Raw genomic sequence first — 26,255 nt, 5'->3', positions numbered from 1 at the left:
CAGCATAAAATTTTTAAAAAAACATATCAAAAATTCTGCGAGTATGTGATTTTTTAAAATTAGGCATTATGAAATTGATTCAATTAAATAGATTATAATTTTATGAAAAGGTTCACTATTTATTTTTGTTTCAAAGTGTCTTCTTTTTGTTTATGTTTTATATCCCTTAATGTTAGATAAATCATAAATCCGAGGTCAATTATAATAATTGCAATAGCTGACCATTGGCCGCCTGTAAAATGGTAGAAACGAGGAGAGTCCCCACGGAAAAATTCTAGAATAAAACGTTCAAGGAAATAAAGAAAAACATAAAAAGAAACAATCCAACCCTTAGCAAATCGGTGGCCTGCCAGTACATGTAACATAAATAAAATGCAGAAAAGAATCATATCTCCTTGGCTTTCCCAAACTTCAGCCGGCCACAATGGTTGACTACCATAGTAATTGTAGGCATAAGAATCTTTTGGATACACAATCCCAAAATTCCCTCCTGTAGGACTTCCAAAGGCGTCCCCATTCATAAAACAAGCAATTCGACCAATACCCTGGGCCAATATCATAGCTGGTGAAAGAAAATCCGCAAATTCCAAAAAACTTATTTTATGATAACGTGAGTAAATAAATAATGTAAGAATCCCTCCTGCAATCGCCCCTTCAACTGAAATACCTCCTGTCCATATCTCAAAAATTTGAAGCGGATGATGCGAGTAGATAGTAAATGGTCTTTCTTGTTAAAGCCAGGCCAACACCAAAGCCGAGTATAATAGCTAGAAGCGAGATAACTGCATGTGTTTGAACCTCATAGCCAAAAAGGTTAAATAAATCCTTATACACTTTTATAAAACATCCCTTCAGCAAATCCTTTAATTTATTTTTATTATAAAGTGTAAACATTAAACTCAAAAGTTAGCATTCAAAAACTTTATTTATCGTATACTTTGCTCTTTTAAAGAGAAATCAGAATATGATGAAAAGGTGGGCAAACTTATGAATGAAAATAATATAACCTTGATCAAGTGAGTGCCGATTCAGGCGGTTACACCACACCTAAATGTTTTTTAAATGGGGTTTCCTGATGCTACTCCTTTAATAAAAAGCAAATAAAAAATGCAAACTCTTCGGAATTCTTAGAAAAGCCCTTACACCTTTTGAATTTAATCATATTTTGTATAGAAGATGAAAGGAGGTTTGTAATATGGATGGTGTAGGAGCTGGAGGAGGATTTGCTTTAGTGGTTGTATTGTTTATCCTTCTTATTATTATAGGAGCGTCCTTTATGGGCGGAGGATTTGGCGGGGGATTTTATTAAGAAATTAACATTTAATTGAAAAGGGGGATACACATGTACGGAGGATTTGGTGGTTTCGGTGGCTGTGGCTGCGGTGGCTATGGTTATGGAGGCGTAGGATTTGGCGGCGGTTTTGCTTTAATTGTAGTATTGTTCATTTTATTAATCATCATTGGAGCAACTTGCTTTTATTAATTAAAGGAAAAAACCCCTTAAAGGGGTTTTTTAAAGTATTTGTGCTGTATTGCAATCGAACGCAAATAAAGCAACTTAGGAGGTAATGTTTGATATATGGCTGATGGCTAACGGTTAATATTCAGCTTATGCATCAATTGATATAAAAAACCGAAAGATTAAGCCCTTATTTTTAAATATATTTTTATAAATAGGACATGGGTGTTTTTCTAATGAATAACCACCAAATATATACAAAAAGCAAAAAACTTTCTTGGGGAAAACTTTTTGAAAAAGGGATTGTCTTCATTTTTAGCAGCCAAAAGGATCGATATTTACTGTAGAAATAAGGATTTTATAGCTAATATGTAAAGAGCAGAATAGAACAACTAAGGTAGAACCACAACCGACCAAATCGCTTTGGTATTAAATATTCAATAACCATATCACCTTTGTTTTTGTCTTTGCATATAGTGAAGAGAATTTTCGCCTCCTGACGAAATTTATATTTACCTTTAAACTCTTCATTTATTGTTCAATGTGAAAATTCAATTCATACTTAAAAGAAAAGGTGAGCAAACTTATGAGTGAACATAATTTAGAAAGTAAAGACGAAATTATAAAAAGCATTGTAGATGAGGATTTAATACTAAATTTTGCTAACAATCTTATAGATAATGAAAATTACATCGATGAGAATGAAATTATTAATTGGTCAACCAATCTATTACCAAATGAACTACTTATGAATTTTGTAGAAAACCTCAGCCAATTTGTACAAAGCCCAATTATTGATTTACCTGAAAATCAGATCATGACCGAAATGACACTGTTAAAAGAACAACTGAAGGAATTGGATAATAAACTCAGTGTGGTAAAAAATGAACTAACGGATGTTAAAAAGAAAAATAATGATCTAAGTGAAATAATAGTTAATTTAGAGGGACGCCTTAAACTGAATGGAATTGAACAAGAAAAGTAGATACAGAGATTTAAAAAACGTTTATTGGAATTGGATTTGCTTTGCTTATAACTGGACTGTTATTGCTTTATTTCTTAACTTTTTAGTCTTCTGGGGTTCACTTTAATATGGATTCATAATTGTAGAAATATATAATAACAGATTACTCAAAAATTGAACTTAATTTATACGAATGTGTATATGGCCTAATGTATTAATACAGTAGCCGAATTACAAGCATATTATCTTGCCTTATTACTGCATAACTTTATATTTAGTGGAAACAATAAAGCTAAAAAACTTAACAAAAAAGCCCTTTTCAAGAGGGCTTTTTCTCCATTTATCCCTAAGGTTTTTTTCATGGATTATTCAAGGGGATTCAGACTTCAGTATCGGCAACAATTTTATCGAAGACTTTAAAACAGCAAAAACACAACCAATGCTTAGGTAAAATTCATGCTGATCGGAATAACCTTACCTATACAACAAATGCGTGATTTTAAAATGGAATAGTTTTATTATATAAGGGAAATGCTTAAGTGATTAAACATTTCCACTAACATTTGGTTTAATATCCTGATCCAAGATAGGCCCATCTACCATTTCAAAGCTATCTACAATATTATTTAGATTCCCTACATTAAGTACTAATACCATAAACACCCCCTGTATTTAAATTATATTTCCTGTTGGCATCCATTCCATTAATCATCGATTGACCTATAATGAAGACTGAACTGGGTTGGTAGAGTTTACAGTTAAAAATCCAAAATTAATGACTGAGGGCACATTGTTTTCCTCCTGTTCTTTGGTTTCCTGTAACCTATTTTATGCAATTTTGTACTTATTGTGATGAATCCTTTATTTATATCTATTCGGATTATGAATCACGGGGAACTCGTTTATCTCAGGTTTCATGGATTTTAAGCCTTCAATTGCTTTTGTGATAACTGGGTCATTTATCGAATATCCAAGCAAGAGCAATGCAAATACCATTAAAAAGGTTGAAATAAAGTTACTATAAAATGTCCCATCGGGTTCAATACGCTCTAGCATATATGTTTTTGCCCGATCTATAGCCAATGAATGAAGCTGGGTTGGTAATCCAACTAAGCTATTTATACCTTCTTCGATAGATGATAATAAAGATCACCATTCAAAGTGAATATCCCAGTCATCCTCACTATTTCTATTTGAGAATAAATCTCCAAGATCCGGACTCCGTTTCGTCTTCATATCAAATTATCTTTTCTGCCAAAATAAAAATCGGTGCCAGGTTTACTCTCCCATAAACAGAAAATTGATATTCCTAATGTTTGCATCAAAATGATCATGTAAGCATCTGTAGAAACGACTGTTTTAAATGGATATTTCCAAGATCCATTTGAAGACTGGTCCTTTATAAGCTTTTCGATTATCCACTTAATACCTGTATCAGTATTGATCGTTTAATCCGTTCCCATTAAGATCTCATCAGTTATAGATATTCATATTGTAGGTAGAGAAATCATATTGGAGGGGAAAACAATTTTATGGGGTTACTACATTACGGTGATCTCACATGGAAATGATTTTCGTACAATCGATTTGCAGATGACATCTGTGCAGTTTTTTTATTCACATCCTCCTGATTCCTAAAATCATACCTTTTCATCACTATTATTTTATGTTCTTTTATTTATCAATTATGATAGACTAAAAAAGAAATGCCCCTGGGTAGAACCATCAGGGGTGCATTCTTTTTATATAAAACCGAGACCAAATCCGAAACAACCAAATCCGAAACAGCCTCCGCATCCAAATCCGCCACATCCGAAACAACCAAATCCTAATCCAGCAAATCCGAAACAACCAAATCCGAATCCACCACATCTAAACAGGCGAGAATCTTTAAGGAATTGTCGACTATAAGGATGGATTGGAATTACCTCACCAACTTGGTAAGGGTCCATGCCCAACATTTGTAATTCATGATGAAAATTTTGCATATTTATCTCCCCATTTTCTCATTTTTAACTAAAAAACCCCATCACCCGATGTGAAAGTAGATAGAAGTAATTTGTCAGTTTTGAGTAGGCACACCAGATAAAATGTGTACTCTCTGCAACAAATTATGATTAAGATTAGGTAGCTGTTACTGATTGAGGTGCCTATTTCATCAACAGTATGCCTATTTTTCTATGAGAAACTTAGATTTGGTTTTAAAGTGAACAGGTGTAAGTGAACCCTGCCAAACATGTTAATAATCCTATTGAGAGGAAGGAGTCCGAAAATTCCTTCTTTCTTAATAATAAAAATGTCTAAAATTCAAAAGGGCTTTAAATCGTTTTGGAGGCTTACGGTGACGACTATATCTTAATAGTTGTATAACAATTCCTAATTTTTGAATCATCTAAAAATTGTTCTAATTTGCTTTAAAGACCTTTTACACCTCCGAAGAAGAAGGAACCGACCCCTTCCTTCTTCCTTCATAGTTTTCAATAATATTTCAAGGGCAACATGCCTTTTTTTACAGACATATTGTATAGCTAATCGTGGTATTGTTTATTCTTCTAATCATTGTTGGATCAAGCTATATTTATTAATATTGTAATTAGAAAAAGGCGATCGAGTCTAAGATCACTTTTTTGTGTTCAAAAGAACCAATTAAATTTTATATTAAAAACAATTTCATGCTTTAAAAGCAATTTTTTTAAATTCCTGTTCCAAAAATATTAAACTTTGCCTATACGTTAAAATTTCACAGGAATAGGATAAAGCACATATATTTGGAGGAGGTGTAAAAATGTCCGAAAAAAAGGGGAAAATAATTTATGTTGATAATTTAATTATTCATGCAAAAAACGTTGAAATTGTGGATTCAGAGAACATTAAAGTTAATCGAGATAGAAACATTGAAACTAATGAACAAGACCATGTTTCAAGGAGAGACCCTTGGGGATTTTTTTTAGGGCACCCGTCTAGAGAAGAAGGAAATGAACAAGAGAGAGAAAACAAGGAAATAAATCCTAACAATAGGTACGATCATGGACAAATTTAAGGTCTAAATCAACCATATTTACGAACAGACATTGAATCTTACCCAATGTCTGTTCCCAATCGTATAACATTAAAATAAAGTATAAGTCAATAAAGGATGGAAAGATATTAGAAACCCGTTACTTTAGTGATGGGATGTTCATATCACTGAGTTAACGACAGGTGAAATGAAATGGGTGCTGAAGAACACTTTGTTCCGAATGTGATTACAACCTTGCTTATGTTAGGTTACAGGACATGCTTGTAAGCGCGTTTGGATAAGAACTGATCTTTGAATTGCCTTTATGTATAAATAGTGGTAACAAAAAACAAACTAATCACTGATGTTTTTATCAGGAGGTAAGTTTGTGAATACAATAAAACTAACAATACAAGAAAAAATAAGCCTAATTCTCAAAATGGTCATTGGATCAGCCATTTCATGGGAATTAGCTATTTTATGTGGTTCAAAGTATCCGTATTTAGGTCCAATCTCACTTATTCTTTGTTTACAGGCGACGCTCATTAAATCCATCAGATTTGGAGTAGCCAGAATTATCGGTACGATCATTGGAGTAGCATCCGTCACCATTCTCGCATCTTCATTGCATGAGAACGGATGGTCAATCGCTGTGATTATGATGGTCAGTCTTATCATTCCGCTCCTTTTTGGGGCCAATACCACAAGCCTTCACCAAATTGCACTAAGTGTCGTGCTGGTTCTCGAATTTGAACATAAGTTGCACGGATATGGACTAGATCGAATCCGGGATTCAATTATTGGAGTAGCGGTAGCTTTGTTGCTGCATTTATTCATAAATCCGCCTAATTTCACAAAAAGAGCAATTGCACAAGTTGAAGTATTGCCCAACAAATTAGCGGATAAGCTGAAATCCATGGCAACTTGGCTGGGAGCAGGAGCACCTCAAAAAAATTATTTTATTGAAGATTTTAACCTATTACGTAAGAAGATGCTCGAAGTTGAAAAACAGATTCAAAAAGCTGAATTAAGCTTGAAATTTAACCCTGTATCCCAAAAAAGCAAAGCACTTCTAGATGAGGGAGAATTCCTTTTAAAAACCTTGCATCAAGTGAGTACGGATATTGATGGTTTGTTCAAAATAATGGACGAGTGGAACAAAACTGGATCGTTAACAAAAGAAAGCATTGATGCATGGGTACAAAATTTTTTCTTATTAGAGTCCTCACTTCGAAATTGGAATGAGGGGAAGGCAATATTAGAAGTTGTATTTAATGAAACCGGTTCAAACGAAAAATTTTACTTTCCAGCTATTTGGCATGCAAAGCATCTTATTTCTACTCTTAAACAGTATCCCAGAGTTTTCATATACTCGTAAGACATCTTAGTAAAAAAAGAAAATGTAAGAATTACTATTTAAAAACACCTTTGAAGAATTGAATCAGCACTTCAATTCTGTAGTTTTTATAATAAAACGGAATTGTTAACCTACTAGATCAATTGGGAGAGGATTTTTTTCTTGTTCTTTCTAATCATCAACCCAATGATTGGTTTGATGATTAGAAAGAACAATAAAGCTATTCTTGTATAGGTCACAGAGCTTTCGTCACTGCGGTTTTACCGAGCTGAATAACCACTTGGTTTAATTTTGTCCCATCAAGAGATCGATCATTAATATTAAGGAGATCGTGCAAGTAAGGTTATTCCGAAAAACCTTTTCAACGGCTTCACCTTCGTTTGTTTTTTTACCTATTTTTCCGTTCCTCAATTAGTTCTATAGTTACTGAAAAAGAACAAAACATATATTGAGTATAAAGATTTTAAGTCCATCTATTTAGGATGCCGTTTTGTGGGAAAGGCAGTCCAACTAAAAAAATACCATTGATAATGGTATTCTAATTTATAAATAAAATTACTTAAACCATATAAATATTTCTAGGGGATTTTCTATTCTTTATAACAACGAATAATATCCGAACTTCCAAGAACACCAATAGGTTTAAAATTATCATCAACCACCAATAGATAGTTAAGATCTAATTGATTCATCATTTTACTTGCTTCACTAAGTGTTGCTTTTGAAGGAATATGCCCAATTTTCTTTGGGAGAATACTAGTTATAATATAACTCCCATGTTTGTGTTGAAGTTCCTCCAGTACCTGGGCCCTAGAAACACTCCCTAATAAATTGCCCTCCATATCACGGACGGTTGCAAACCATTCCTCACTATTTTCAAAATTCTTATAAGCTTCATCAAGAGTCATTGTATCACGTAGACAAAGTTTTTCAGGGTGCATGACTTCTTCTACCAAAAATGAAGAAAGACGGTCCGATGCACGTTTGCGAATAATATCAAATCCTCTTTTTGCTAATTTCATGGTATAAATACTTTCTCTGTTAATTTTGGTAGAAACCGTTGTTGCTATAACGGTAGCAAGCATTAAAGGTAAAATTAGCTGATAATTTCCTGTCATTTCAAATAACATGATCATGGCTGTAATCGGGGCGTGAGCAGACCCAGCAAAAACTGTGGACATACCAACCGCTGCAAAAACGCCATCACTAATGTGCATTTGTGGTAACAATACTTTAAATACAATCCCAACAGCACCGCCAAGCATGGCCCCCTGATATAAACCTGGGGCAAAAACACCTCCAGATCCTCCCGAAGCAATCGTGATCGATGTCATTAATAATTTTAGTACCATTAAAATAAGAAGCATACTGAAATCAAAATGGGCTAACAGTGCTTTTTCTACAGAAGGATAGCCTACTCCAAGCACTTGTGGGAAAAGGTATCCAATTGCCCCAACAAAAATACCGCCAACTGCTGGTTTGAGCCATTCGGGCATGACTTTTATTTCATCCCATAAGTTTTCGAAGAATAGAAGGATCTTGCTATAGGCTACTCCATATAAACCACCGATAATACCAAGGACAGCAAATAAAAATAATATGGCTATACCAGATACCTGGTAGTGAGGAATAGGAAAAGACGCCATATTTCCAAAATAAATACGTCCTATTGCAGCAGATAGAACTGATGAAATTACAATTGCACTAACATTGGCAATAGCGAAATTCCCTAATATAACTTCAAAAGCAAAAAGTGCTCCACCAATAGGTGCGTTAAATGTGGCTGCTATTCCTGCTGCAGCTCCGCAAGCGACTAAAGTTTTTAAATGGTGCTCTCTTATTCGTAGGAGCCGTCCAAAAGTTGATCCCCAAGCAGCACCAATTTGAACAATTGGACCTTCTCTACCTACGGAACCTCCAGAACCAATACAAATAGCAGATGCAAGAGCTTTAAAAACAACTATTCGTGGACGGATTATCCCCTTTTTTTCGGTTACAGCATACATTACTTCAGGAACTCCATGTCCCTTGGCTTCCCTTGCAAAAAAATGCACCAACAGTCCTACCATTAACCCACCAATAACTGGTACAAAAAGAGTTCTAACACCATAGTAAGAAGCAAGTTCAGTTTGATTATGTTGAAAAAATAAAAAAGTAAATTCATTGATTAGAAAGCGGAAGCCAACTGCCCCATAACCACCCCCAATCCCTATAAATGCGGCATAAATAAGAAGTGTTGTTTGCTCTGAAAGGTTTTTACCTAAACGATGGTCTATTGACAACATTTGTTTAAATACCCCCAGGTATTGAGTCATTCATTTAACGTCATTATAACAATTAAAAAAATGCTTTTTGGTGAAGGTTGAATGGAGTTTTTATCAACGTTCTTTAAGAACATCGAAAGGATATGCTTATATTACTTTCCGTCTTTAAAACCAATGTTAAGAGTTTAGGGGAATGGTCCACCTTTTTGTGATGTATAGGCACATTGTATGTGAGACAAGCAGTAAATAGAACTTGTTGACCAATACGAATGGTCAGATTAGTGAAAGTAGGCTTGGACGATTATTCACCTGTTTAGTATGTGATGTTAATATAAACAAGTACTAGAGGTGTATGAATGAAGTTAGATGGGTTTACAATTGACAGGTGTTTAAAACTAAATCATACAAATTAACAAAAGAGGATATTATGAGGTTTGCAGGTGAATTTGACCCCCAATATATGCATTTGGATGAGAAAAAAGCAAATCAGGGAAGATTTAATGGAATTATTGCCTCCGGTATACAAACGTTAGCAATTTCTTTTAAGCTTTGGGTTGAAGAAGGTATCTATGGTGATGATGTCATTGCTGGAACACATATGAATAATATTAAATTTTTAAAGCCCGTATATCCTGGAGATGAATTGCATATTCCTGTTGAGGTTATTAATTAAGAAAGCAACAAAAAGTGAAACGGGTATCCTACTGTTTTGTTATCTACCTTCAATAATAGAGAAGAAAAAGTTTTTTTGAGGGTGACTTGTCCGTATTGATAAAGCGATGAAAGGTTATTGTAAAAGGTTAACTTCTTATTTACGTGGGCATTACTGGAGCAACGGTGATGCCTTTTTCTTCTTCAAGAACGAATCAGGTTAGTGTAACTACGTTATGAGCGAGATTGAAAGGGGAGAAGTCGGGGGGTCGAACCCATCACAGGTCATACTATTCGGGAGCATCCAACCCTTGGAGAACAAGGGTTGGATGCTTTTTTTATGTTTTAGGAAATTATAGATTCCCTTTAGTAAAAAACTTTACCCTTATTTTGTTAATTTGAAGCTACTTTAATAGTTGCATGTAATTCCATTTTTACATTTCCTTGAATGGCACGGCTGATCATACAGGAGCCTTCAGCTTTTTCGGCAAGTTTTTGAGCTAATTGAACGTCTTTATCTGTAGCATTTGATTTCAGTACAATCTCCGGTCGATGGATGATCTTTTTATAGGTAAATATGCCTCTTGTTACATCGACGATTCCTTCTGATTCCATGGATAACTGTTCTTTCTCCAAATGACTGCGCTCCATCATGGCAGCCAAAGTGATAATGTAGCAGGTGGCCGCGGCTCCAAGCAGCATTTCATCGGGATTGGTCCCAACACCAGGTCCATCCATTTCTGATGGAATAGAAATTTTCGTCACTAAATTTCCAACTTCTATATTACCTATATCATTCCGTAACCCAGGCCAGTTTGCTTTTAAATGAAAATGATGTTCTGCCATCTGCGATTCCTCCAACTGTTCATTTAATCTTTCGTGCAACTATCATTATATCTTAAATAAAAGATCAGATATAAAGGCAAGACGAAAATCATGTGGAAAAACTTAGGTAATGCTAGAACAGAGATAATTGGCATACAATACCGTAACAGATATCAATTGGACAAAAAAATAAACCCTGTGAAAACGAGGCCACTGAAAGACCTTCGGATTTTAAACGATATTTAAAGCAACACTTAAAATCATGGTGCTCACCCGTTTGTAATTGCTACTTTAATAAACAGAAAAAAAGAGTATAATTCCCCCAATAATAGGGTAATATACTTTTTTTCATAAACTATGTTAAAGCTCCAATTAATGATTTTGCCACCCTGTTGATTGGAGCGGAAGGTGCGAAGACTCCTGCCTCTTTACTATCAGTATTAATTAGCAGATATTTGAACTAGCTCTTTAAGATTTCCTGAAACAAAGAACGAACCTACTAATACGATTACTGTACCAATCATAAACTGGAAGCTGACTGGTATTTTGAATACGATTACACTAATGGCGAGTGCCCAAGCGGCATACGTATTGTTAAGTGCTGTACCTCTTGCCGCACCGACTATATGAATGGCTCTGTAGTATAATACGTAATTGGCGGATCCGAGAAAAGCAGCTATAAGGAACAACCAAACTGCGCCAGATCTTATGACTTGAAAGCTTAATGGGTATCCATGAATAATTGGTATGACAATTATTGCATATGCAAGTGCAGAAGCTGTTTGTCTTATGGCAACTGCAATCTCCGGATCAGCATTATCATCCTTCAATCCCCAGGCACAGATTACTCCTTCTAGTCCCCATCCTATGGTTGAACCTAAAGCAAGCAATACTCCAAATATAAAGTGATGGTTAGACCTTTCAGCAGATGGCATAAAGCTTACTATAATGACCCCGGTTATACTTAAAATAATACCTAGCCAAGTTCTAGGACCTATTCTTTCCTTTAAAAATATGAAAGCAAGAAGAGCTCCTATTCCGGGAAACAATGAACTAATACTTGCTGTAAAGGTTGCGCCAATATAATTGATACCAAGTAAGTAGCACGACATCCCAACGGGACCGCCGAATAACGCAGCTAGTGAAATAATCAATCCGTTTCTTGTTTTCATATATTTTAGTACTTCAATTATTTTACCCTTCATTGTCATTAATAAAATCATCCAAAGAGAGGAGAAAAAGTCATGAGCGAAGGAGCTTACAAATGGAGCTAATAAAATGGCTTCTTTTGTACCAATAAAAGGCGCTTTTGTTAGTATGACCCCAATGATCACTGTATTTATTCCCCAAGCGGCAGATGAGGCAACTCCTGCTGCAACCCCTTTTCTTGCCTCCAAAGTATTAGTTGCATGCATTTGCTGTGCCCCTTTTCAAATTAGTATGATCATTCAAGTACCTGCCACAAAATGCATTAAATAAATTTAAGTTTAACTGTTTAAAGTTCAAGTGATTGAGTACTAATTTGTATAGAGCAGGTTATAGAATTTCCATGTACTAATCTATTCAATTTAGTGAAGATATTTTATTATGCAACTGAAAAACTCAAAATGCTAATGTTATTCTGGTGAACAAATCCAGTGGGGAATAAAAAAAAGCTCAGAGGATAAGTTTCCGAGCCTTTTTTAGTTTCAATAAATTTCGGCAAATCAAAGTTTTAATGCTCTTTTTTAATTATGGAAGCAAAACCGCTCTATGTGTTGTTTTTTGAAATTATTGCCGGTGTCAGCTGTGAATTAAAATTTTCTAACATTCACAAACGTGTCATAGAATGGAATACTTCTCGAAGTGGATTCATTTTCCCCGATATCCGTTTGCAAGTTAGGTACTAAATCGTTACTGTTTACTTTGGAATTGGGATACCAAGCTTGATAAATCATGATAATATCTTTGGGAACTTGAGAACTATATACTGCTTTAATCTCAATGCAAGCCTGCTGATTAAATACTTTAACGACTTCTCCGTCAATAATTCCCAACTCTTTCGCCGCTTTAGGATGAATCCTTGCAACAGCTTCCTCATTATCGGATAAATGGATGAAATGAAATTGAGAATTAAGTGCGTATGGATGGTGAGGGGTAATAAGCCAAAAAGGATAATTGCTCGTTGGCCTTTTTCCCTCAACAAATGTCCCTGTCGGATAAGGTACAGTTTGTATCGCCGTATCTGAATAAAACTGGAATCTCCCCGTTTCCGTTGCAAATTGTTTGTCTTCCCACGCAATTTTCGTCTGCTTCGCACTCACTGACCTTTCTTTTAAATCAGAAACCGACTTGATCGAATAGCGTTTAAACACTCGATCGTTGAATTGGGCATTCAAATATTCCTCTTCCGACGAGTGAATTGGAAAAGAACAAAGGTTAGGAGAATGCTGATTAAGTCTTACAGCCAGCTCGTGCATAATGTTCCATTCACTTCTGCTCTCGTAATAAGGAGTAATAGCTTTTTCATTTAACGCAATTTCCTTATGCCAAAAACTCGTTACAATATCCATCTCTTCAAAATGAGTTGTAGTCGGTAAGACGAGATTAGACATAAGCGCTGTTGGTGTTAAAAATTGATCAACGGTGACAACAAAAGGAATCTCCTTGATAAGCTGCTCCAACCAAATTGAATTAGGCTCCTGTGTTAATGGATTTGCACACGACATCCACATCATTTCAACAGGTGGACTAACTTGTTTAGCAAGCTCATTGCCTTTCATGATCCGATTTTGACGATTAAAATTGAAAGGGCTTTGATTAGTAAAAATCATGGTGTCGTTACATCTCAAGAAAATGCCTCCACCTAATTTTCCGATATCCCCCCGGGCCGCAGCTAAGGCTTCAATCGAACGAATAGCTTGTCCACCGCTGGAGCCGTGTTTTTGCAGTCCTGACCCGATAACGTAAGAAACCGATTCAGCTGTCGTTAACCAATCCACTAATAAGTCTGCCGCCTCTTTCGCAACATCACAAGCAAGCAAACATTCTTCAATTGCTATCCCTTGAATTATCTGTAAAAATTCATTAAATCCAACTGTATATTTTTCCAAAAACTTATTATCTAAAGCATTCCTCGCTAACAGACCTTTTATTAAAAAGGCAGCTAACGATTCATCTGTACTTGGGCGCAGTTGAATATATAAGTCCGCAAGCTCCGCTGTTTGGGTATAAATAGGGTCGATGACGACAACTTTTGCACCTTTCATTTTTGCATCAATGATAAAAGGAATAAGATGAATGTTGGTTGCAGCGGGGTTGGCACCCCAGATTATGATGATCGAGGCTTCCTTTATAGTAGAAGGATCTGACATCCATACAGCACCAAAATCAGATTGAATCGCTTGAAATCCAATTGAAAAGGATGAAGATCCAACAATCCGTGTTGTTTCACCAATGCTTGAAAAAAACTCATCCGCTACATAATGATGCACACCTATATTTCCGGCACCTTTCCATAAAGCAAAAGGAAGAAAGCTTCCAAAGCGTTCATGAATAGTCAACATTTCATTAATTATAAGCTCAAAAGCCTTATCCCAAGTAATTTGAATAAATTTCCCCGAGCCTTTTACCTTTTGAAAGTAAGGGAATTTAAGGCGGTCACGATGACTATTTTTCTCTGGATAAGAAAATCCTTTCGCACACAGCTTTCCTCTCGTATAAGGATGTGTTGGGTTGCCAGAAAGATGAACAAGGCGATCATTTTCTACATAGGAAATCATCGTGCAGGAGCTAGGGCAGCTTCTAGGACAAACATGCTTAAATTTTCTTGTTGTGTATTGGTTATTCATGTTAGCTCACATCCAATTACTTTTCATTGAATAAAAGTGTTCACAAAATTGTAGATGAAAATTCATGAGTCTGTGATTTTGCCATCAAATTAATCTTATTAATATAGTATAAACTATTAATAGATTGTAAATTATTCTTTTTATGTGACACTTTTGGTCTGGAAGGAGGGAATTGCTTGATGGCTCAGCATTTAGTATTTTCCGTTGATTTTAATAGATGCATCAATTGCAAGACATGTGAGATGTCATGTAATGACTATTACGGTTTAATGGGTGTTCATCGCAGACATGTACTTACTTATGAGACACAGAAGGATGCACAGCCATTCCACATTTCTATGTCCTGTAACCATTGTCTGAATCCCGTTTGTGTTTATACTTGTCCGGAAAATAATTTTCAAAAACGCGGGGATGGCATTGTTGTCCACGATCCAAGTCACTGTAAGGCTTGCAGAAGATGTATTGAAGTCTGCCCTTTTCATGCTCCAAAATTAAACCCAAAAACAAATAGAGTAGATAAATGTAATTTTTGTGTAGATAGAATTGATCAAGGCCTGCGGCCCATTTGTGTTGAAAATTGCACGACAGGTGCTCTTAGCATGATTCTCGTCGATACAAATGAAATTAAATCCAGCAATTTTACTAATGCAGGTGTACCGATTGCTGGTTATACGAATCCATCTATGAAAGTCATAAAAAAACAAAAGGGACACGTCTTTTTAAGAGAAGGATGATCGGCAGCTATGAAAACTTCATTTCAGGACTTATTACTATCGATACCAATGTATCAGCTAACTTTTTTAACGCCTTTGCCAAAGGAGCGAGTGTATTACGAAACAATCGTTTCAGGCATTTCAGATCAATGGTTTCAAGATCCAACATTGCTCGTCATCCAAAATAATGAAGATTGCATGAAGTTGGACGAAAAAGACCGGATAAATCAATTGATTCAGGATTTGAATTTAATCGCAATCGTTATCTGTCTTCGAAATCATGCACCCATTCAAGAAGATAGTCTAGCACTTTACCAGCAATGTCAAGTACCGATTATTCAAGTTGATGATTCTTCTGCATTATCGGTGTTTCAAGAAAGGAATGACCCATTTTTTTTCTACAGTCAAATAAGCATGGAGCTTAATGGATTTATGAAAAAGGGGTTTATGAATATCGCTGCCAATCTATCAAAGGCTTTGGGAACACCCTTTCTCTACTTTGATGAAAATGACCAGCTTCTATGGCAAACTGAACCAGAAATAGACAAGCAACAGCTAGTGGCAGCGAAGCCCTTTGAAAAATATCCGATTAACATTGCCGGACATATTCATTTAACGCTTGCAGCCTCAGCACATCTAGTCGATTGGCAAAAGAATCTGGTCGATAAATTAATCGGATTAACGGCTCTGCTTTTTCAAACAGAGGAAATGTTTAGGGAGCAGCAAGAAAAGTTTAAAGAACATTTCGTTTACGATCTTCTCTATCATAAATTTGAATCAAAGAAGGTCATGATTACACAGGGAAAAGCTTGGGGATGGAACTTAGAAAATGCACACCATTTATTTATCATAAATGTCGACCAATTAGGCGAAATGTCAATGAATTTAGAGTGGATGGATGAGATGATCACTCATATAGAGGCTCTAATCGCACCCCTGCAGGAAACCATCATTATCTTTCCATTTCAAGATCAAATTGTTGTGATGGTGGAGGATGGAGAAAATTGCACCTTTAATGAAAGAAAAAAGTTTGTCACGAAAATAGCAAATCAGATAGAGCAAGAGCTAAAGCACAATTGGCCGCATTGTAAATTTAGTATCGGGATAGGGAAATGGTATCAGGATACGATTAATCTAAATAAAAGTTACCAGGAAGCGAAAATGGCTTTGCAATTTGGTCAAGTATGGTTTGAAAATAAACAAGTATTCCATATGAATGATCTGGGAATCCTCCACCTGCTTACCTCTATTCACAGAGAGATTCTATACGATTTTAGCCAGGAATATTTAGCATCATTAATTGATAGTGATCTCGAGCAGGGAACGGAATATGTTAAAACACTAAAGGCTTATATTCAGCATCAAGGAATTATTAGTGAAGTATCCGAAGCACTATATGTTCACCCAAATACATTAAGGAATCGGATTAAAAAAATCGAAGAAATTACGGGTATTAGTTTACAAAATTCAGTAGAATTTACGGATCTCGTGGTTGCAGTGAAAATCTATTTCTCTATGTTTCTATAATATTCTTAAAAACTGAATCAATTTCATAATTATGAGCCTGTCTTTTTCCAATAGAGGAAAATAAATTGTTTAGCTATACTATATATTCACTTTATTGTACCGTTTTCGATCGAGCTTTTTTCATTGTCATACATTATCCAAAACTTTTTTGCGAATTTGTGAAATAGTTAACAGATTACACCTCACTCGAGAAATGCAGATTATAATAACTACTTAAACAAGTTAATAACAAAGCTTTTATTAAAAAGGGGTCTTATTCATGTTCAATCATTTTTATCGTTCAAAAAATGTCCACTTTATTGGGAAACAATGAGATACCGACTGTTAAAACGGCACAATTACGATATGTAAAGTATGGAGAAACCCACACTCCTCAACACAGGTTTCTGGATTTAAAATATAACTGTAAAACAAAACAATCATCCTTCAAAAGGAATGATGAAATCCAATTCATCGTTTATAAAAGAAGAAGCTGAAATGGAAGGAGAGTCACAATGGGTATTTCTAGAAGAAATTTTATTAAGGCTGGTGCAGCCGGGACTGCAGCCATCGGATTGTCTAGTTCTCTATTTTCAAGTGAGAAATGGTTTCAGCCTGTTGAAGCAAAAGGCAACTCCCTGGAAAAGGTAGCTTTCACATATCATACAATGGATTGCGGCGGCCGCTGTGCTTTCAAATGTACCGTGCGCGACGGCAAGCTCGCTATGATTCAACCTAATATCTGGCCTGATAAGCGGTTTTCCACTGTTTGCTTAAAAGGGCTGAGCGAAATGGAACGCATCTATAGCCCGGATCGTCTGCAAACCCCTTTGAAGCGGGTTGGAAAAAGAGGAGAGGGCAAGTTTGTTCCTATTACTTGGAATGAGGCACTTACGACAATTGCTAATAAGTTAAAAGGGTATAAAGCAAAATATGGGGGCAAATCGATTTTATTCATTCTTAGCCCGTCAGTTGAATACGGATATCCATTTTTGCCAGCCTTGCTGGGAGCCCAATATGCCAATGGGAATGGCATCGATATTGGATTGGCAAATGGACTCGAAGAATGCCTCGGTACGGAAAATTATGGTTATATCCAAAATGAGCCTTCCGATTGGGTCAATTCCAGAACGATCATTTTCTTAGGCTGCAATATCCTGGAAACCACCCTTACCGATTCGAAATTCTTTTATAAAGCAAAGGAATCCGGAGCGAAAATTATTGTGATTGACCCGAACCATTCGACAACAGCGGCAAAATCCGATCAGTGGATCAGAATCAAACCGGGTACGGATGGCGCATTGCTGCTGGGAATGATCAGTACGATCCTTGATAACAATTGGTATGATCAGGATTATTTAGTTAAAAATACTTCTGCTCCATTTTTAATCAGAGCGGATAATCAAAAGTTACTCAGGAAAAATGCTTCCGAAGAGAGTGTCGAAAAGAATCCTTATCTGGTTTGGGATGAGAACAGCAATTCCCTCAAACCATTCAATGCTCCAGGTGTGAAAGCAAAATTAGAAGGTGAGTTTTCTGCCGAGGGAGTCAAGGTCAAAACCGTATTTTCGGCACTGAAAGAGAACCAGAAGCAGTATACGCTGAAATGGGCTGCAGGTAAAACAGAAATCGAAGAAAATATCATCCTCGAATTAACGAGAGACTATGCCACACGTGGTCCGGCTGTTCTTGGCTGGGGATTTGGCGGTGTCGATAAATGGGCGAATTCCGATGTTACCGGTCATGCCGGCGGGATTCTTGGCGCCTTAACCGGAAATATTGGACGGGTTGGCGGAGGAGTTGGCAATGCTTTATACCATGCTGCGTCATGGAGTGCCGAACTGGGCTCATGGGAGCTGCCATCGCAATTTGAAGTCGCCGAATCAGAAATGACAGCTCCGGATTTCCGTGACAAACCGAACTCTATAAAGGCAGTGGTTAACGTCGGAAACGGCTTGCAACAGCAATTTGCCAATTTGCATAAAACGGAAAAATGGATTGAGGAATTAGATTTCGTGGTAACGATTGACCCGTTCCATAATCCTAGTGTCGATTACTCCGACATTGTCCTGCCGGCATCTACAGCTTTTGAAAGCGAATATGATATTGTGAATCTGCAAATCAATCGATCGCATGTACTGCTTTCACAAAGAATCATTGAGCCGCTGCATCAAAGCAAGTCGGATTTTCAGATTGAAAAGGAATTGGCTGCAAAACTCGGGCTTGATCAATACCTACCGAAAACGCCTGAGGAGTATCAGAACGCACGCTTGAATTCACAAGATCCGGCATTAATAGGAATCAATGTAAAGACGCTGAAAGAACATAATTTCATTATGCGACTCAATGCACCGGAAGAACCTTATCGCAGCTTTATGGATCAAGTATATCCTACACCGTCCACTAAATTGGAGCTTTATCATGAAATCATGATTGAGGATCATCAAGCATTGCCGAACTTTGAAGCACCAAGCGAGGCATCGAAAGAGAACCCGTTAATGAAGAAATATCCGCTGAATTTCAGCTCGGCGCATACGAGGTATCGGGTCCACTCTCAATTTTCCAATGCCAAGTGGATCAATCAATATTACCCTGAGCCACGGGTGGAAATGAACCCGCAGGATGCGAAAAGCAGAGGTTTGCAAAATGACGATATTGTCGAGGTATTTAATGATCGCGGGAAATTTCGGGCCCGCTGCAGGTTCAATGAAGCTTATCGCCCTGGACAAATCAGGCTTCATGAAGGTTGGTGGCCAAAGATGATGGTTGCGGGCAATCTGCAAAATGTAACCAATGACTACCTGAACCCTCGTCAGTATAAACTCAGGTACGGTCCTGTTATTCCTTATAATGATACGTTAGTTGAAGTGAAGAAAGTTTAGGAGGTGGGCGTATGACAAAGTTAGGAATGGTTATTGATTTGAATAAATGCATCGGCTGTCAAACCTGTTCCAATGCATGTAAAATGCAAAACAACGTCCCGATGGGAATGCTGTGGAATCGGGTTTTGACGATGGATTCCGAAGAGCTGGACGGAGTCAATGGAGTGTATCCAAATGTTAAAAAGAAATATATTCCTGTTTCTTGCCAGCATTGCGAGAACGCTCCATGTGTAAAGGTTTGCCCGGTTGGTGCCACATACAAAGCAGAGGATGGACGAGTATTAATAAACTATGACCGCTGTATTGGCTGTCGATATTGTATGGCTGCTTGCCCTTATAATGTCCGCGTTTTCAATTGGGAGGAGGCCGTACGCTATCCAGGCTTTAACTACGGAGATAGTAAGGTGCCTGAACGCAAGGTGGGTGTCGTGGAAAAATGTTCGATGTGCAAAGAGAGAACAGATGATGGATTGAAGCCGATGTGTGTCGTCTGCTGTCCTGCCGAAGCGAGAACGTTTGGCGATTTGGATGACCCGAACAGTGATGTATCCCATTTGATTCGTGAGAAAAATGGCGAACAATTGTTGAAAGAAAAAGGGACTAAGCCGCAAGTCTATTATTTGGGCTTGAATGGAGGGAACTGATCGATGAATAAGAAGGCAAACCTCTATATTTGGATGGGCGCTTTAGGAATACTTACGCTAATGGGATTTGGAGCTTTAGGCTATCAGCTCGTCAAGGGTCTTGGTGTAACAGGTATGAACAACGCCGTCTCCTGGGGACTATATATTACGATGTTCATGTTCTTCGTTGGTCTATCAGCAGGTGGTCTAATCGTTTCATCATCAGCGACGGTGTTTAATATCAAATCTTTTAAAGTAGTAGCAAAGCCGGCCACAATTCTTTCCACTGCTTGTATTACGGTGGCAGGAATTTTCATCATGGTTGATATCGGGAGTCCTGAACGAGTCCTTAATCTGCTTCTGCACTCTCAATTTAAGTCGCCATTGATGTGGGATGTATGTGTTATCACACTCTATTTGTGTATTAACGTGCTTTATCTTTATTTAATGACCAGGCCAAATCCAAATCCGAAGACGATGAAAATCATGTCGAGTGTAGCCCTTCCGGTTGCGATTCTCGTTCACTCTGTTACGGCTTGGATTTTCGGTTTACAAATCGCCCGTGATGGCTGGCATAGTGCTTTAATGGCTCCTTTGTTCGTAGCTTCCGCTTTGGACTCGGGACTTGCACTGCTCATCATTGTGCTTGTTCTTTTAATAAAATACAAATTATTTATGGTTGAGAAAAAGCTCATTACCACTCTGGCAGGTCTTTTAGTCACTTGTGTGGCTGTGGATGCTTACTTTGTGTTCTCAGAAATCTTGACGATGGTTTATCCGCAGGAAGAATCAGAAATGCTGATCTTAAAAGAGATGGTGAAAGGTTCAACGGCGCCATTTTTCTGGGGTGAGATCATTTTAGGCTTTGTGATCCCGCTCGCTATTTTACTATTTAAGAAAAATAGAGAGAAAACAGGACTCGTTATCTTTTCATCTGTATTAATTGTCATCGGTGTATTCTTTAAACGGGTGTGGTTATTGTTCACCTCATTTATTTACCAGCATGCGGATGGAGCTCCTGGTATTACACTTGGAAAATATCTTCCTAATGACTCGGATGTTGTCCCGTATTTTTGGTTACGACACGGTCATTATGCACCAACACTTATTGAAATTATGATTGTCGTCGGAATGATTTCATTTGGTACACTGATCTTTATAGTACTGTCTCGCAAAATCCTTTTGGCAAAGTCCGAAAAAGCAACACCAACAAATCAACAACCGTTAGAAAAATCGGCAGCCGCGCATTGATAGGAGGAATTCATCATGGCTAATTCATGGAATGAAATATGGAATCTGCGCACATCATTGTATGGCTTTTTGGCGAACAGCTTGCTGGAGCCGATACAGGGCGAGCATGCAGTTGCTTTTTCTGAAGGTTTTTGGAAAGACTTTCCACTGGAAGCAGCTAATAGGCAAATGAAGGCAGGTTTAGAGCAATTGATAAAATGCTCATCTTACCTGGAGGGGCTTTCCAATGAAGCGGCAGTCGAGAATGTGATGGTAGAGTATACGTCTCTTTTTATCGGACCAGGGGTGCCAAAAGCCCCTCCTTGTGAATCCCTTTATCGGACGCAGGAACGAATTTTCTTTGGAAGTACGTCATTTGAGATGAAAGCTGCGCTTTACGTCCATGGTTTAGAGAGCAGACGAAAATATGAGCAGCCTGAAGACCATATAGGGCTCGAGCTCATGTTCCTTTCGATATTAAGCAACAAGCTGCCGGGCATTGAGATAAGCCAACAAATCTCGACGATAAAAGAACAGGCTGCTTTTATCGATCACCATTTACTTTCGTGGATTCCTGAGCTTTGCCAAGATGCTAAACTAAATGGAAGTGTTGGTTTTTACGGAGGATTCATTGAGCTAATTTGGGGAATTCTTCTATGGGACCGAGAACTAATCGAGGAGTTTGTGGCAAATAACGAGCAGGAAGCTGCTGTTCAAATTGTAGAGTGACTAGTTTTTAAAACGAATAGCAACTAATGTAATTTGACAAGAGGGGTGGCTTTGATGGGCTTATTAAGCAAGTGGGTAGAAAGCTTGGATTATGAATACGAAATATTACTTTCCTGCACCAGGCATCGAAGTCCTCATTCAACTTGTCAGAAATGCGTAGCTGCTTGTGAGGATCAAGCAATTTCCATTGTAAAGGGAAAGCCCGTTTTGGATCATAGCAAATGTGTCCAATGTGGAAGGTGCATGGCAGCTTGCCCTGTTCAAGCCATAGCGGGGATTTATCCACAGAGAAACATTATACAAAATCAACTTGTCATGTCAGATAAAAGTATTCCAACATCGAAGGAATTGCTTATACTCTATAAAAGGGGAATCAAGTCGATTATTTGTGAAGAGAAATCTACGATACAATTGTGGAAAGAGCCGATTGATGAAGCAAATACTAGCTTGAAAGAACTTGGAGAATCTCCTTTTTCGATTTCAAAAGTTAAGTCTGCCAGGGAAGAAGAATCCTATTCAAGAAGAGAAATTTTTTCTCTGTGGAAAACAGAAAGCAAGTCATTATTACACCAGTTTACGCCGGCCAAGTGGCGCTTTAATAACAATAGTTTTGATCTAACAAAATATTATTCGGACTATCAGTTTACAAAAGTATCGCTAAATAGTGTAAAATGTACGTTATGTGGTGTTTGTCAAAGGATATGTGAGAAAAAGTGTTTTGAAATTCAGAAAGAACATTTTGCTATTAACTTGAAAGGCTGTTCATCTTGTCAGCTTTGTGTGGATACTTGTCCCGAAAAGGCGATTAAGATCGAGGTTAAGATTTTAAAACTAGAAGAAACCTTATTCCCTGTTTACGAAAAAGTCTGTCATGTTTGCAATCATACATTTAATACGTTGCGTGAGCAGGATGATGAGTGTGTTGCTTGTAATAAGCTTAAAAGTTTTAAAAAAGGAGAGGAATGAAAATGCTATCAAATATTGGGGTTCCTGGATTAATACTAATCCTCGTTCTTGCACTAATCATTTTTGGACCTAAAAAACTTCCGGAACTTGGTCGTGCTGTCGGCCAATCATTGAAGGAATTTAAAACTTCAACGAAAGGTTTAATAGAGGATGAAAAAGAAACGATTGAAGAAATAGTAAAATCCACTGATGAGATTAAATAGCGGGAAGGATTTCTTTCCCAGTTTATTAGAGGAGTGAGTTCTTATGTTATCAAATATTGGAGTTCCTGGCTTAATTATGATTATCATTTTAGCCCTCATCATCTTTGGTCCTAAGAAGCTGCCAGAACTAGGCCGCGCTGCTGGGCAAACGCTGCGGGAATTTAAAAACTCCACGGCGGGCCTGATTGAAGAAGTAAAAGAAAATCCTTCCGAAACAGATAAATCAGAAAAAGAAACAAAATCTATTTAAAACAAGAATGAAAAAAAACCCATAAACGCAGCAAAGTTTATGAGTTTTTTTTTATTGGAAAACTGGCTTTTAATTCATAGATTGGGGGGTAAAAAATGGCTGACAAGGAACAAAATCTCGTAGGACATTTAGAGGAATTACGCAAAAGAATCATCATTGTTGGAGTAGCTTTTGTGATCTTTTTTGCGGTTGGGTTGATGTATGCAAAAGATATTTATTTATTTTTAATGACAAATTATCATGGTAAACTGCTAGTATTAGGGCCAAGTGACGTCATTAAAGTGTATTTTCAGCTTGCTTCCATTATTGCATTTGCGGGTACAATCCCAATCGCTGCCTGGCAAATCTGGTTATTTGTTAAACCGGCGTTGCACCCAAATGAAAGAAAGCTGGCATTAAGTTACATCCCTGCCTTATTTTTGCTTTTTATTGCCGGGATTACTTTTGGATACTATTTTATTTTTCCTAATATTTTACGTTTTCTCACCAACCTAGGAAAAGAAATTATGATCACGAACTTTACTGCTGATAACTACTTTAGCTTTTTAATAAATATTACGCTGCCATTTGGTATTGCTTTCGAACTGCCACTGGTCATGATGTTCCTGACATCTTTGGGAATCATCAATCCATATACCGTAGCGAGGTTAAGGAAATATGCTTATTTTATTTTGGTGATTATTGCAACACTGATTTCCCCGCCTGAATTTATTTCCCATCTTTCCGTTGCAGTGCCGCTTATTCTTATTTATGAAGTTAGCGTTTCGCTATCAAAAATTGTTTTTAAAAGAAAACAAAAATTGCTTATTGAATAAAAAAGCAAATTTACAAACATCCTTCAATTTTGCGGTTCGCTTTTTCAATTGAGTCATATTTCCTCGTATTTTGACAGGGGGGCCACTGGTTCGAGCTCTGGACAGGTCATCATAAAAAAGCCTTGGTAACGTTTAGTTATCAAGGCCTTTTCTATATATATAAGTGTTTTACAACCACTTACGTCATCCTTCCATTTACAAACTATACTTTATCTATCATATTTCCTCGGATTTTTACATTTCCTCCATATAATTACAAAACATTGCTATAAACGAAATAGTATTGTATACTTATACTAATTGGAATATTTAGATATTTCATTACTTTTTAGCCCTTGAATATGTGAATACCATCACATTGCAAATAGTACTTTTTGTTTCTATCTTGCGGATTGGGTTTTGTTGGAAAATACTACGAGGAGAAAGGGGCATAAAAATGAGAATAGGTATACCGAAAGAGAGTGTTGCTGGTGAAACTCGCGTTGCGGCAACTCCTAGCACTGTCGAGAAATTACGAAAACTCGGCTTTGATGTGGCAGTTGAGTCTGGCGCCGGTGAGAAGGCAAGCTTTACGGATGAGCTGTATCGTACGGCTGGAGCAGTTATTGTAAATGGTACAGACGTTTGGCAATCCGACATGATTTACAAAGTAAATCCTCCAAATGAGGAAGAAATCCCAAGGATTAAAGAAGGGGCAACCTTGGTTAGCTTCCTATATCCAGGGCAGAATCCTGAATTGGTTACTAAGCTTTCCGGAAAAAACATCAATGTATTGGCAATGGATATGGTGCCGAGAATTTCCCGCGCCCAGTCAATGGATGCACTGTCTTCAATGGCGAATATTGGCGGGTACCGGGCTGTCGTGGAGGCCGCGCATCATTTCGGACGTTTCTTTACAGGACAGATTACGGCAGCCGGTAAAGTACCGCCTGCGAAGGTTTTAGTTATTGGTGCAGGGGTAGCCGGGTTAGCTGCGATTGGAACCGGCAAATCGCTCGGAGCTATTGTTCGGGCATTTGACACCCGTCTTGAAGTGGCAGAACAAATCGAATCAATGGGCGGAGAATTTTTAAAGCTAAACTTCGATGGTGACGAAGATGGTTCTACTTCCGGCGGTTATGCAAAGGTTATGTCAGATGAGTTTATTAAAGCGGAAATGGCGTTATTTGCTGAGCAGGCAAAAGAGGTAGATATCATCATTACAACCGCACTTATTCCTGGGAAACCAGCACCTAAGCTAATTACCAAAGCCATGGTTGACAGCATGAAGCCGGGGTCAGTCATCGTGGATATGGCAGCTGCTACAGGTGGTAACTGCGAATATACAGTTCCAGGTGAATTGTATGTTACTGATTCTGGAGTGAAGGTTATCGGTTATACTGATCTTCCTGGTCGTTTGCCAGCCCAATCTTCTGAAATGTATGCTACCAATCTGGTAAACTTAGCGAAATTACTTTGTAAAGAAAAAGACGGCAATATTCATATTGATTTTGAAGATGTAGTCTTACGGAACATGAGTGTTATTCATGCTGGAAAAATCACTTTCCCGCCGCCAGCCATTAGTGTGTCTGCTGCTCCGGTAAAGAAGGAAGCCGATAAGACAGAAGCACAGGCTAAAGTGGAGAAAAAACCTTCAAAACTAAAATACGTGCTGGCCGCAGCCGCGGTCGTACTGTTCGGGTGGCTCGGTCATGTTTCACCTCCTGAGTTTTTATCGCACTTTACCGTTTTTGCCCTTGCTTGTGTCGTAGGCTATTATGTGGTTTGGAATGTTACCCACTCTTTACATACACCACTTATGTCGGTTACGAATGCGATTTCAGGTATTATTCTAGTAGGTGCATTATTACAGATCAGCAGTTCAATCACTGCGGTCAAGATACTATCATTTCTTGGTATATTAATAGCCACTATTAATATTGTAGGTGGTTTTACGGTTACACAACGGATGTTAAAAATGTTTAATAAAGAGCAGTAGGGAGGTGCAGCT

The 26,255-nt window shown here is 37.5% G+C and carries 22 protein-coding genes and 3 pseudogenes; 18 read left to right on the top strand and 7 right to left on the bottom strand.

All coding sequences use genetic code 11. The features are described from left to right. Positions 1-119: 119 nt before the first annotated feature. Positions 120-713, bottom strand: coding sequence for a prolipoprotein diacylglyceryl transferase (locus tag JN080_RS23160; protein WP_256238346.1), 594 nt, complete (start codon positions 711-713; stop codon positions 120-122). Between the two features lie 482 nt (positions 714-1,195). On the opposite strand from JN080_RS23160, the gene JN080_RS23155 reads away from it, so the two are divergent. The 3 genes and pseudogenes from JN080_RS23155 (at position 1,196) to JN080_RS23145 (ending at position 2,444) form a co-directional block, all read left to right on the top strand. Beyond that, positions 1,196-1,309, top strand: a complete 114-nt coding sequence (locus JN080_RS23155) for a YjcZ family sporulation protein (protein WP_256238345.1) — start codon at positions 1,196-1,198, stop codon at positions 1,307-1,309. Positions 1,310-1,387: 78 nt separating this feature from the next. Beyond that, a pseudogene (locus JN080_RS23150) lies at positions 1,388-1,483 on the top strand (YjcZ family sporulation protein); the annotation flags it as partial. A 562-nt stretch (positions 1,484-2,045) separates the two neighbouring features. Further along, positions 2,046-2,444 carry a hypothetical protein gene (locus JN080_RS23145; RefSeq protein ID WP_256238343.1) on the top strand — a complete coding sequence of 133 codons (399 nt, stop codon included), beginning with the start codon at positions 2,046-2,048 and terminating at the stop codon, positions 2,442-2,444. An 840-nt stretch (positions 2,445-3,284) separates the two neighbouring features. Here the strand turns inward: JN080_RS23145 and JN080_RS23140 are convergent. Then, a complete protein-coding gene (locus JN080_RS23140) occupies positions 3,285-3,479 on the bottom strand; it encodes a hypothetical protein (protein ID WP_256238341.1) in 195 nt (64 codons plus the stop codon). A gap of 686 nt (positions 3,480-4,165) precedes the next feature. Next, the gene (locus JN080_RS23135) at positions 4,166-4,411 is read right to left on the bottom strand and encodes a heterocycloanthracin/sonorensin family bacteriocin (protein WP_256238340.1); all 246 of its coding nucleotides are present in this window, start codon (positions 4,409-4,411) and stop codon (positions 4,166-4,168) included. Positions 4,412-4,951: 540 nt separating this feature from the next. On the opposite strand from JN080_RS23135, the pseudogene JN080_RS29525 reads away from it, so the two are divergent. The 3 genes and pseudogenes from JN080_RS29525 to JN080_RS23125 all read left to right on the top strand — a co-directional run. Beyond that, a pseudogene (locus JN080_RS29525) lies at positions 4,952-5,008 on the top strand (YjcZ family sporulation protein); the annotation flags it as partial. Between the two features lie 200 nt (positions 5,009-5,208). Further along, the gene (locus JN080_RS23130; RefSeq protein ID WP_256238339.1) at positions 5,209-5,463 is read left to right on the top strand and encodes a hypothetical protein; all 255 of its coding nucleotides are present in this window, start codon (positions 5,209-5,211) and stop codon (positions 5,461-5,463) included. Between the two features lie 346 nt (positions 5,464-5,809). Continuing rightward, a complete protein-coding gene (locus JN080_RS23125; protein ID WP_256238338.1) occupies positions 5,810-6,799 on the top strand; it encodes an FUSC family protein in 990 nt (329 codons plus the stop codon). A 569-nt stretch (positions 6,800-7,368) separates the two neighbouring features. On the opposite strand, the gene JN080_RS23120 is transcribed toward JN080_RS23125, so the two are convergent. After that, positions 7,369-9,063, bottom strand: a complete 1,695-nt coding sequence (locus tag JN080_RS23120; RefSeq protein WP_256238337.1) for a chloride channel protein — start codon at positions 9,061-9,063, stop codon at positions 7,369-7,371. Between the two features lie 335 nt (positions 9,064-9,398). Here JN080_RS23120 and JN080_RS23115 point away from each other — a divergent pair. After that, positions 9,399-9,825 (top strand): annotated as a pseudogene (locus JN080_RS23115) (MaoC family dehydratase). A gap of 261 nt (positions 9,826-10,086) precedes the next feature. Here the strand turns inward: JN080_RS23115 and JN080_RS23110 are convergent. The 3 genes from JN080_RS23110 to JN080_RS23100 form a co-directional block, all read right to left on the bottom strand. After that, the gene (locus JN080_RS23110) at positions 10,087-10,539 is read right to left on the bottom strand and encodes an OsmC family protein (protein WP_256238336.1); all 453 of its coding nucleotides are present in this window, start codon (positions 10,537-10,539) and stop codon (positions 10,087-10,089) included. 419 nt (positions 10,540-10,958) lie between these two features. After that, entirely contained in the window at positions 10,959-11,933 is a 975-nt protein-coding gene (locus JN080_RS23105) for a DMT family transporter (protein ID WP_256238335.1), read from the bottom strand. 378 nt (positions 11,934-12,311) lie between these two features. Further along, positions 12,312-14,348: a molybdopterin-dependent oxidoreductase gene (locus JN080_RS23100; RefSeq protein ID WP_256238334.1), complete on the bottom strand. Its 2,037-nt coding sequence runs from the start codon at positions 14,346-14,348 to the stop codon at positions 12,312-12,314. Positions 14,349-14,527: 179 nt separating this feature from the next. Between JN080_RS23100 and JN080_RS23095 the strand changes: the two genes are divergently transcribed. The 11 genes from JN080_RS23095 to JN080_RS23045 all read left to right on the top strand — a co-directional run bounded on the left by JN080_RS23095 (position 14,528) and on the right by JN080_RS23045 (position 26,243). After that, a complete protein-coding gene (locus JN080_RS23095; RefSeq protein WP_256238333.1) occupies positions 14,528-15,082 on the top strand; it encodes a 4Fe-4S dicluster domain-containing protein in 555 nt (184 codons plus the stop codon). Between the two features lie 9 nt (positions 15,083-15,091). Then, positions 15,092-16,588 (top strand): PucR family transcriptional regulator, encoded by a 1,497-nt coding sequence (locus JN080_RS23090; protein ID WP_256238332.1) that lies wholly within the window; start codon positions 15,092-15,094, stop codon positions 16,586-16,588. 494 nt (positions 16,589-17,082) lie between these two features. After that, the gene (locus JN080_RS23085; protein WP_256238331.1) at positions 17,083-19,449 is read left to right on the top strand and encodes a molybdopterin-dependent oxidoreductase; all 2,367 of its coding nucleotides are present in this window, start codon (positions 17,083-17,085) and stop codon (positions 19,447-19,449) included. Between the two features lie 11 nt (positions 19,450-19,460). Further along, complete coding sequence (dsrO, locus tag JN080_RS23080; RefSeq protein ID WP_256238330.1) at positions 19,461-20,093, top strand: sulfate reduction electron transfer complex DsrMKJOP subunit DsrO; 633 nt, start codon at positions 19,461-19,463, stop codon at positions 20,091-20,093. Between the two features lie 3 nt (positions 20,094-20,096). After that, a complete protein-coding gene (gene nrfD, locus JN080_RS23075) occupies positions 20,097-21,323 on the top strand; it encodes an NrfD/PsrC family molybdoenzyme membrane anchor subunit (protein ID WP_256238329.1) in 1,227 nt (408 codons plus the stop codon). Positions 21,324-21,338: 15 nt separating this feature from the next. Next, positions 21,339-22,031 carry a TorD/DmsD family molecular chaperone gene (locus JN080_RS23070; RefSeq protein ID WP_256238328.1) on the top strand — a complete coding sequence of 231 codons (693 nt, stop codon included), beginning with the start codon at positions 21,339-21,341 and terminating at the stop codon, positions 22,029-22,031. Between the two features lie 54 nt (positions 22,032-22,085). Further along, positions 22,086-22,997, top strand: coding sequence for a 4Fe-4S dicluster domain-containing protein (locus tag JN080_RS23065; protein ID WP_256238327.1), 912 nt, complete (start codon positions 22,086-22,088; stop codon positions 22,995-22,997). 2 nt (positions 22,998-22,999) lie between these two features. After that, positions 23,000-23,200: a twin-arginine translocase TatA/TatE family subunit gene (tatA, locus tag JN080_RS23060; protein WP_256238326.1), complete on the top strand. Its 201-nt coding sequence runs from the start codon at positions 23,000-23,002 to the stop codon at positions 23,198-23,200. Between the two features lie 43 nt (positions 23,201-23,243). Continuing rightward, a complete protein-coding gene (tatA, locus tag JN080_RS23055) occupies positions 23,244-23,450 on the top strand; it encodes a twin-arginine translocase TatA/TatE family subunit (protein WP_256238325.1) in 207 nt (68 codons plus the stop codon). A gap of 95 nt (positions 23,451-23,545) precedes the next feature. Further along, positions 23,546-24,265 carry a twin-arginine translocase subunit TatC gene (gene tatC / locus JN080_RS23050; RefSeq protein WP_256238324.1) on the top strand — a complete coding sequence of 240 codons (720 nt, stop codon included), beginning with the start codon at positions 23,546-23,548 and terminating at the stop codon, positions 24,263-24,265. 436 nt (positions 24,266-24,701) lie between these two features. Next, positions 24,702-26,243 carry a Re/Si-specific NAD(P)(+) transhydrogenase subunit alpha gene (locus tag JN080_RS23045; RefSeq protein ID WP_256238323.1) on the top strand — a complete coding sequence of 514 codons (1,542 nt, stop codon included), beginning with the start codon at positions 24,702-24,704 and terminating at the stop codon, positions 26,241-26,243. Positions 26,244-26,255: the final 12 nt, after the last annotated feature.

This window comes from Bacillus sp. EB600, assembly GCF_024494385.1.
Classification (GTDB): domain Bacteria; phylum Bacillota; class Bacilli; order Bacillales; family Cytobacillaceae; genus JAEVLT01.
The sequence above is the reverse complement of the archived record's forward strand: the minus strand, read 5'-3'. Positions and strand labels throughout refer to the sequence as shown.

Coding starts and splice junctions, on each gene's coding strand:
- JN080_RS23155 (WP_256238345.1), top strand. CDS start 1,196: ATGGATGGTGTAGGAGCTGGAGGAGGATTTGCTTTAGTGGTTGTATTG.
- JN080_RS23145 (WP_256238343.1), top strand. CDS start 2,046: ATGAGTGAACATAATTTAGAAAGTAAAGACGAAATTATAAAAAGCATT.
- JN080_RS23140 (WP_256238341.1), bottom strand. CDS start 3,479: ATGCTAGAGCGTATTGAACCCGATGGGACATTTTATAGTAACTTTATT.
- JN080_RS23135 (WP_256238340.1), bottom strand. CDS start 4,411: ATGCAAAATTTTCATCATGAATTACAAATGTTGGGCATGGACCCTTAC.
- JN080_RS23130 (WP_256238339.1), top strand. CDS start 5,209: ATGTCCGAAAAAAAGGGGAAAATAATTTATGTTGATAATTTAATTATT.
- JN080_RS23120 (WP_256238337.1), bottom strand. CDS start 9,063: ATGTTGTCAATAGACCATCGTTTAGGTAAAAACCTTTCAGAGCAAACA.
- JN080_RS23110 (WP_256238336.1), bottom strand. CDS start 10,539: ATGGCAGAACATCATTTTCATTTAAAAGCAAACTGGCCTGGGTTACGG.
- JN080_RS23105 (WP_256238335.1), bottom strand. CDS start 11,933: ATGCATGCAACTAATACTTTGGAGGCAAGAAAAGGGGTTGCAGCAGGA.
- JN080_RS23100 (WP_256238334.1), bottom strand. CDS start 14,348: ATGAATAACCAATACACAACAAGAAAATTTAAGCATGTTTGTCCTAGA.
- JN080_RS23095 (WP_256238333.1), top strand. CDS start 14,528: ATGGCTCAGCATTTAGTATTTTCCGTTGATTTTAATAGATGCATCAAT.
- JN080_RS23090 (WP_256238332.1), top strand. CDS start 15,092: ATGAAAACTTCATTTCAGGACTTATTACTATCGATACCAATGTATCAG.
- JN080_RS23085 (WP_256238331.1), top strand. CDS start 17,083: ATGGGTATTTCTAGAAGAAATTTTATTAAGGCTGGTGCAGCCGGGACT.
- dsrO (WP_256238330.1), top strand. CDS start 19,461: ATGACAAAGTTAGGAATGGTTATTGATTTGAATAAATGCATCGGCTGT.
- nrfD (WP_256238329.1), top strand. CDS start 20,097: ATGAATAAGAAGGCAAACCTCTATATTTGGATGGGCGCTTTAGGAATA.
- JN080_RS23070 (WP_256238328.1), top strand. CDS start 21,339: ATGGCTAATTCATGGAATGAAATATGGAATCTGCGCACATCATTGTAT.
- JN080_RS23065 (WP_256238327.1), top strand. CDS start 22,086: ATGGGCTTATTAAGCAAGTGGGTAGAAAGCTTGGATTATGAATACGAA.
- tatA (WP_256238326.1), top strand. CDS start 23,000: ATGCTATCAAATATTGGGGTTCCTGGATTAATACTAATCCTCGTTCTT.
- tatA (WP_256238325.1), top strand. CDS start 23,244: ATGTTATCAAATATTGGAGTTCCTGGCTTAATTATGATTATCATTTTA.
- tatC (WP_256238324.1), top strand. CDS start 23,546: ATGGCTGACAAGGAACAAAATCTCGTAGGACATTTAGAGGAATTACGC.
- JN080_RS23045 (WP_256238323.1), top strand. CDS start 24,702: ATGAGAATAGGTATACCGAAAGAGAGTGTTGCTGGTGAAACTCGCGTT.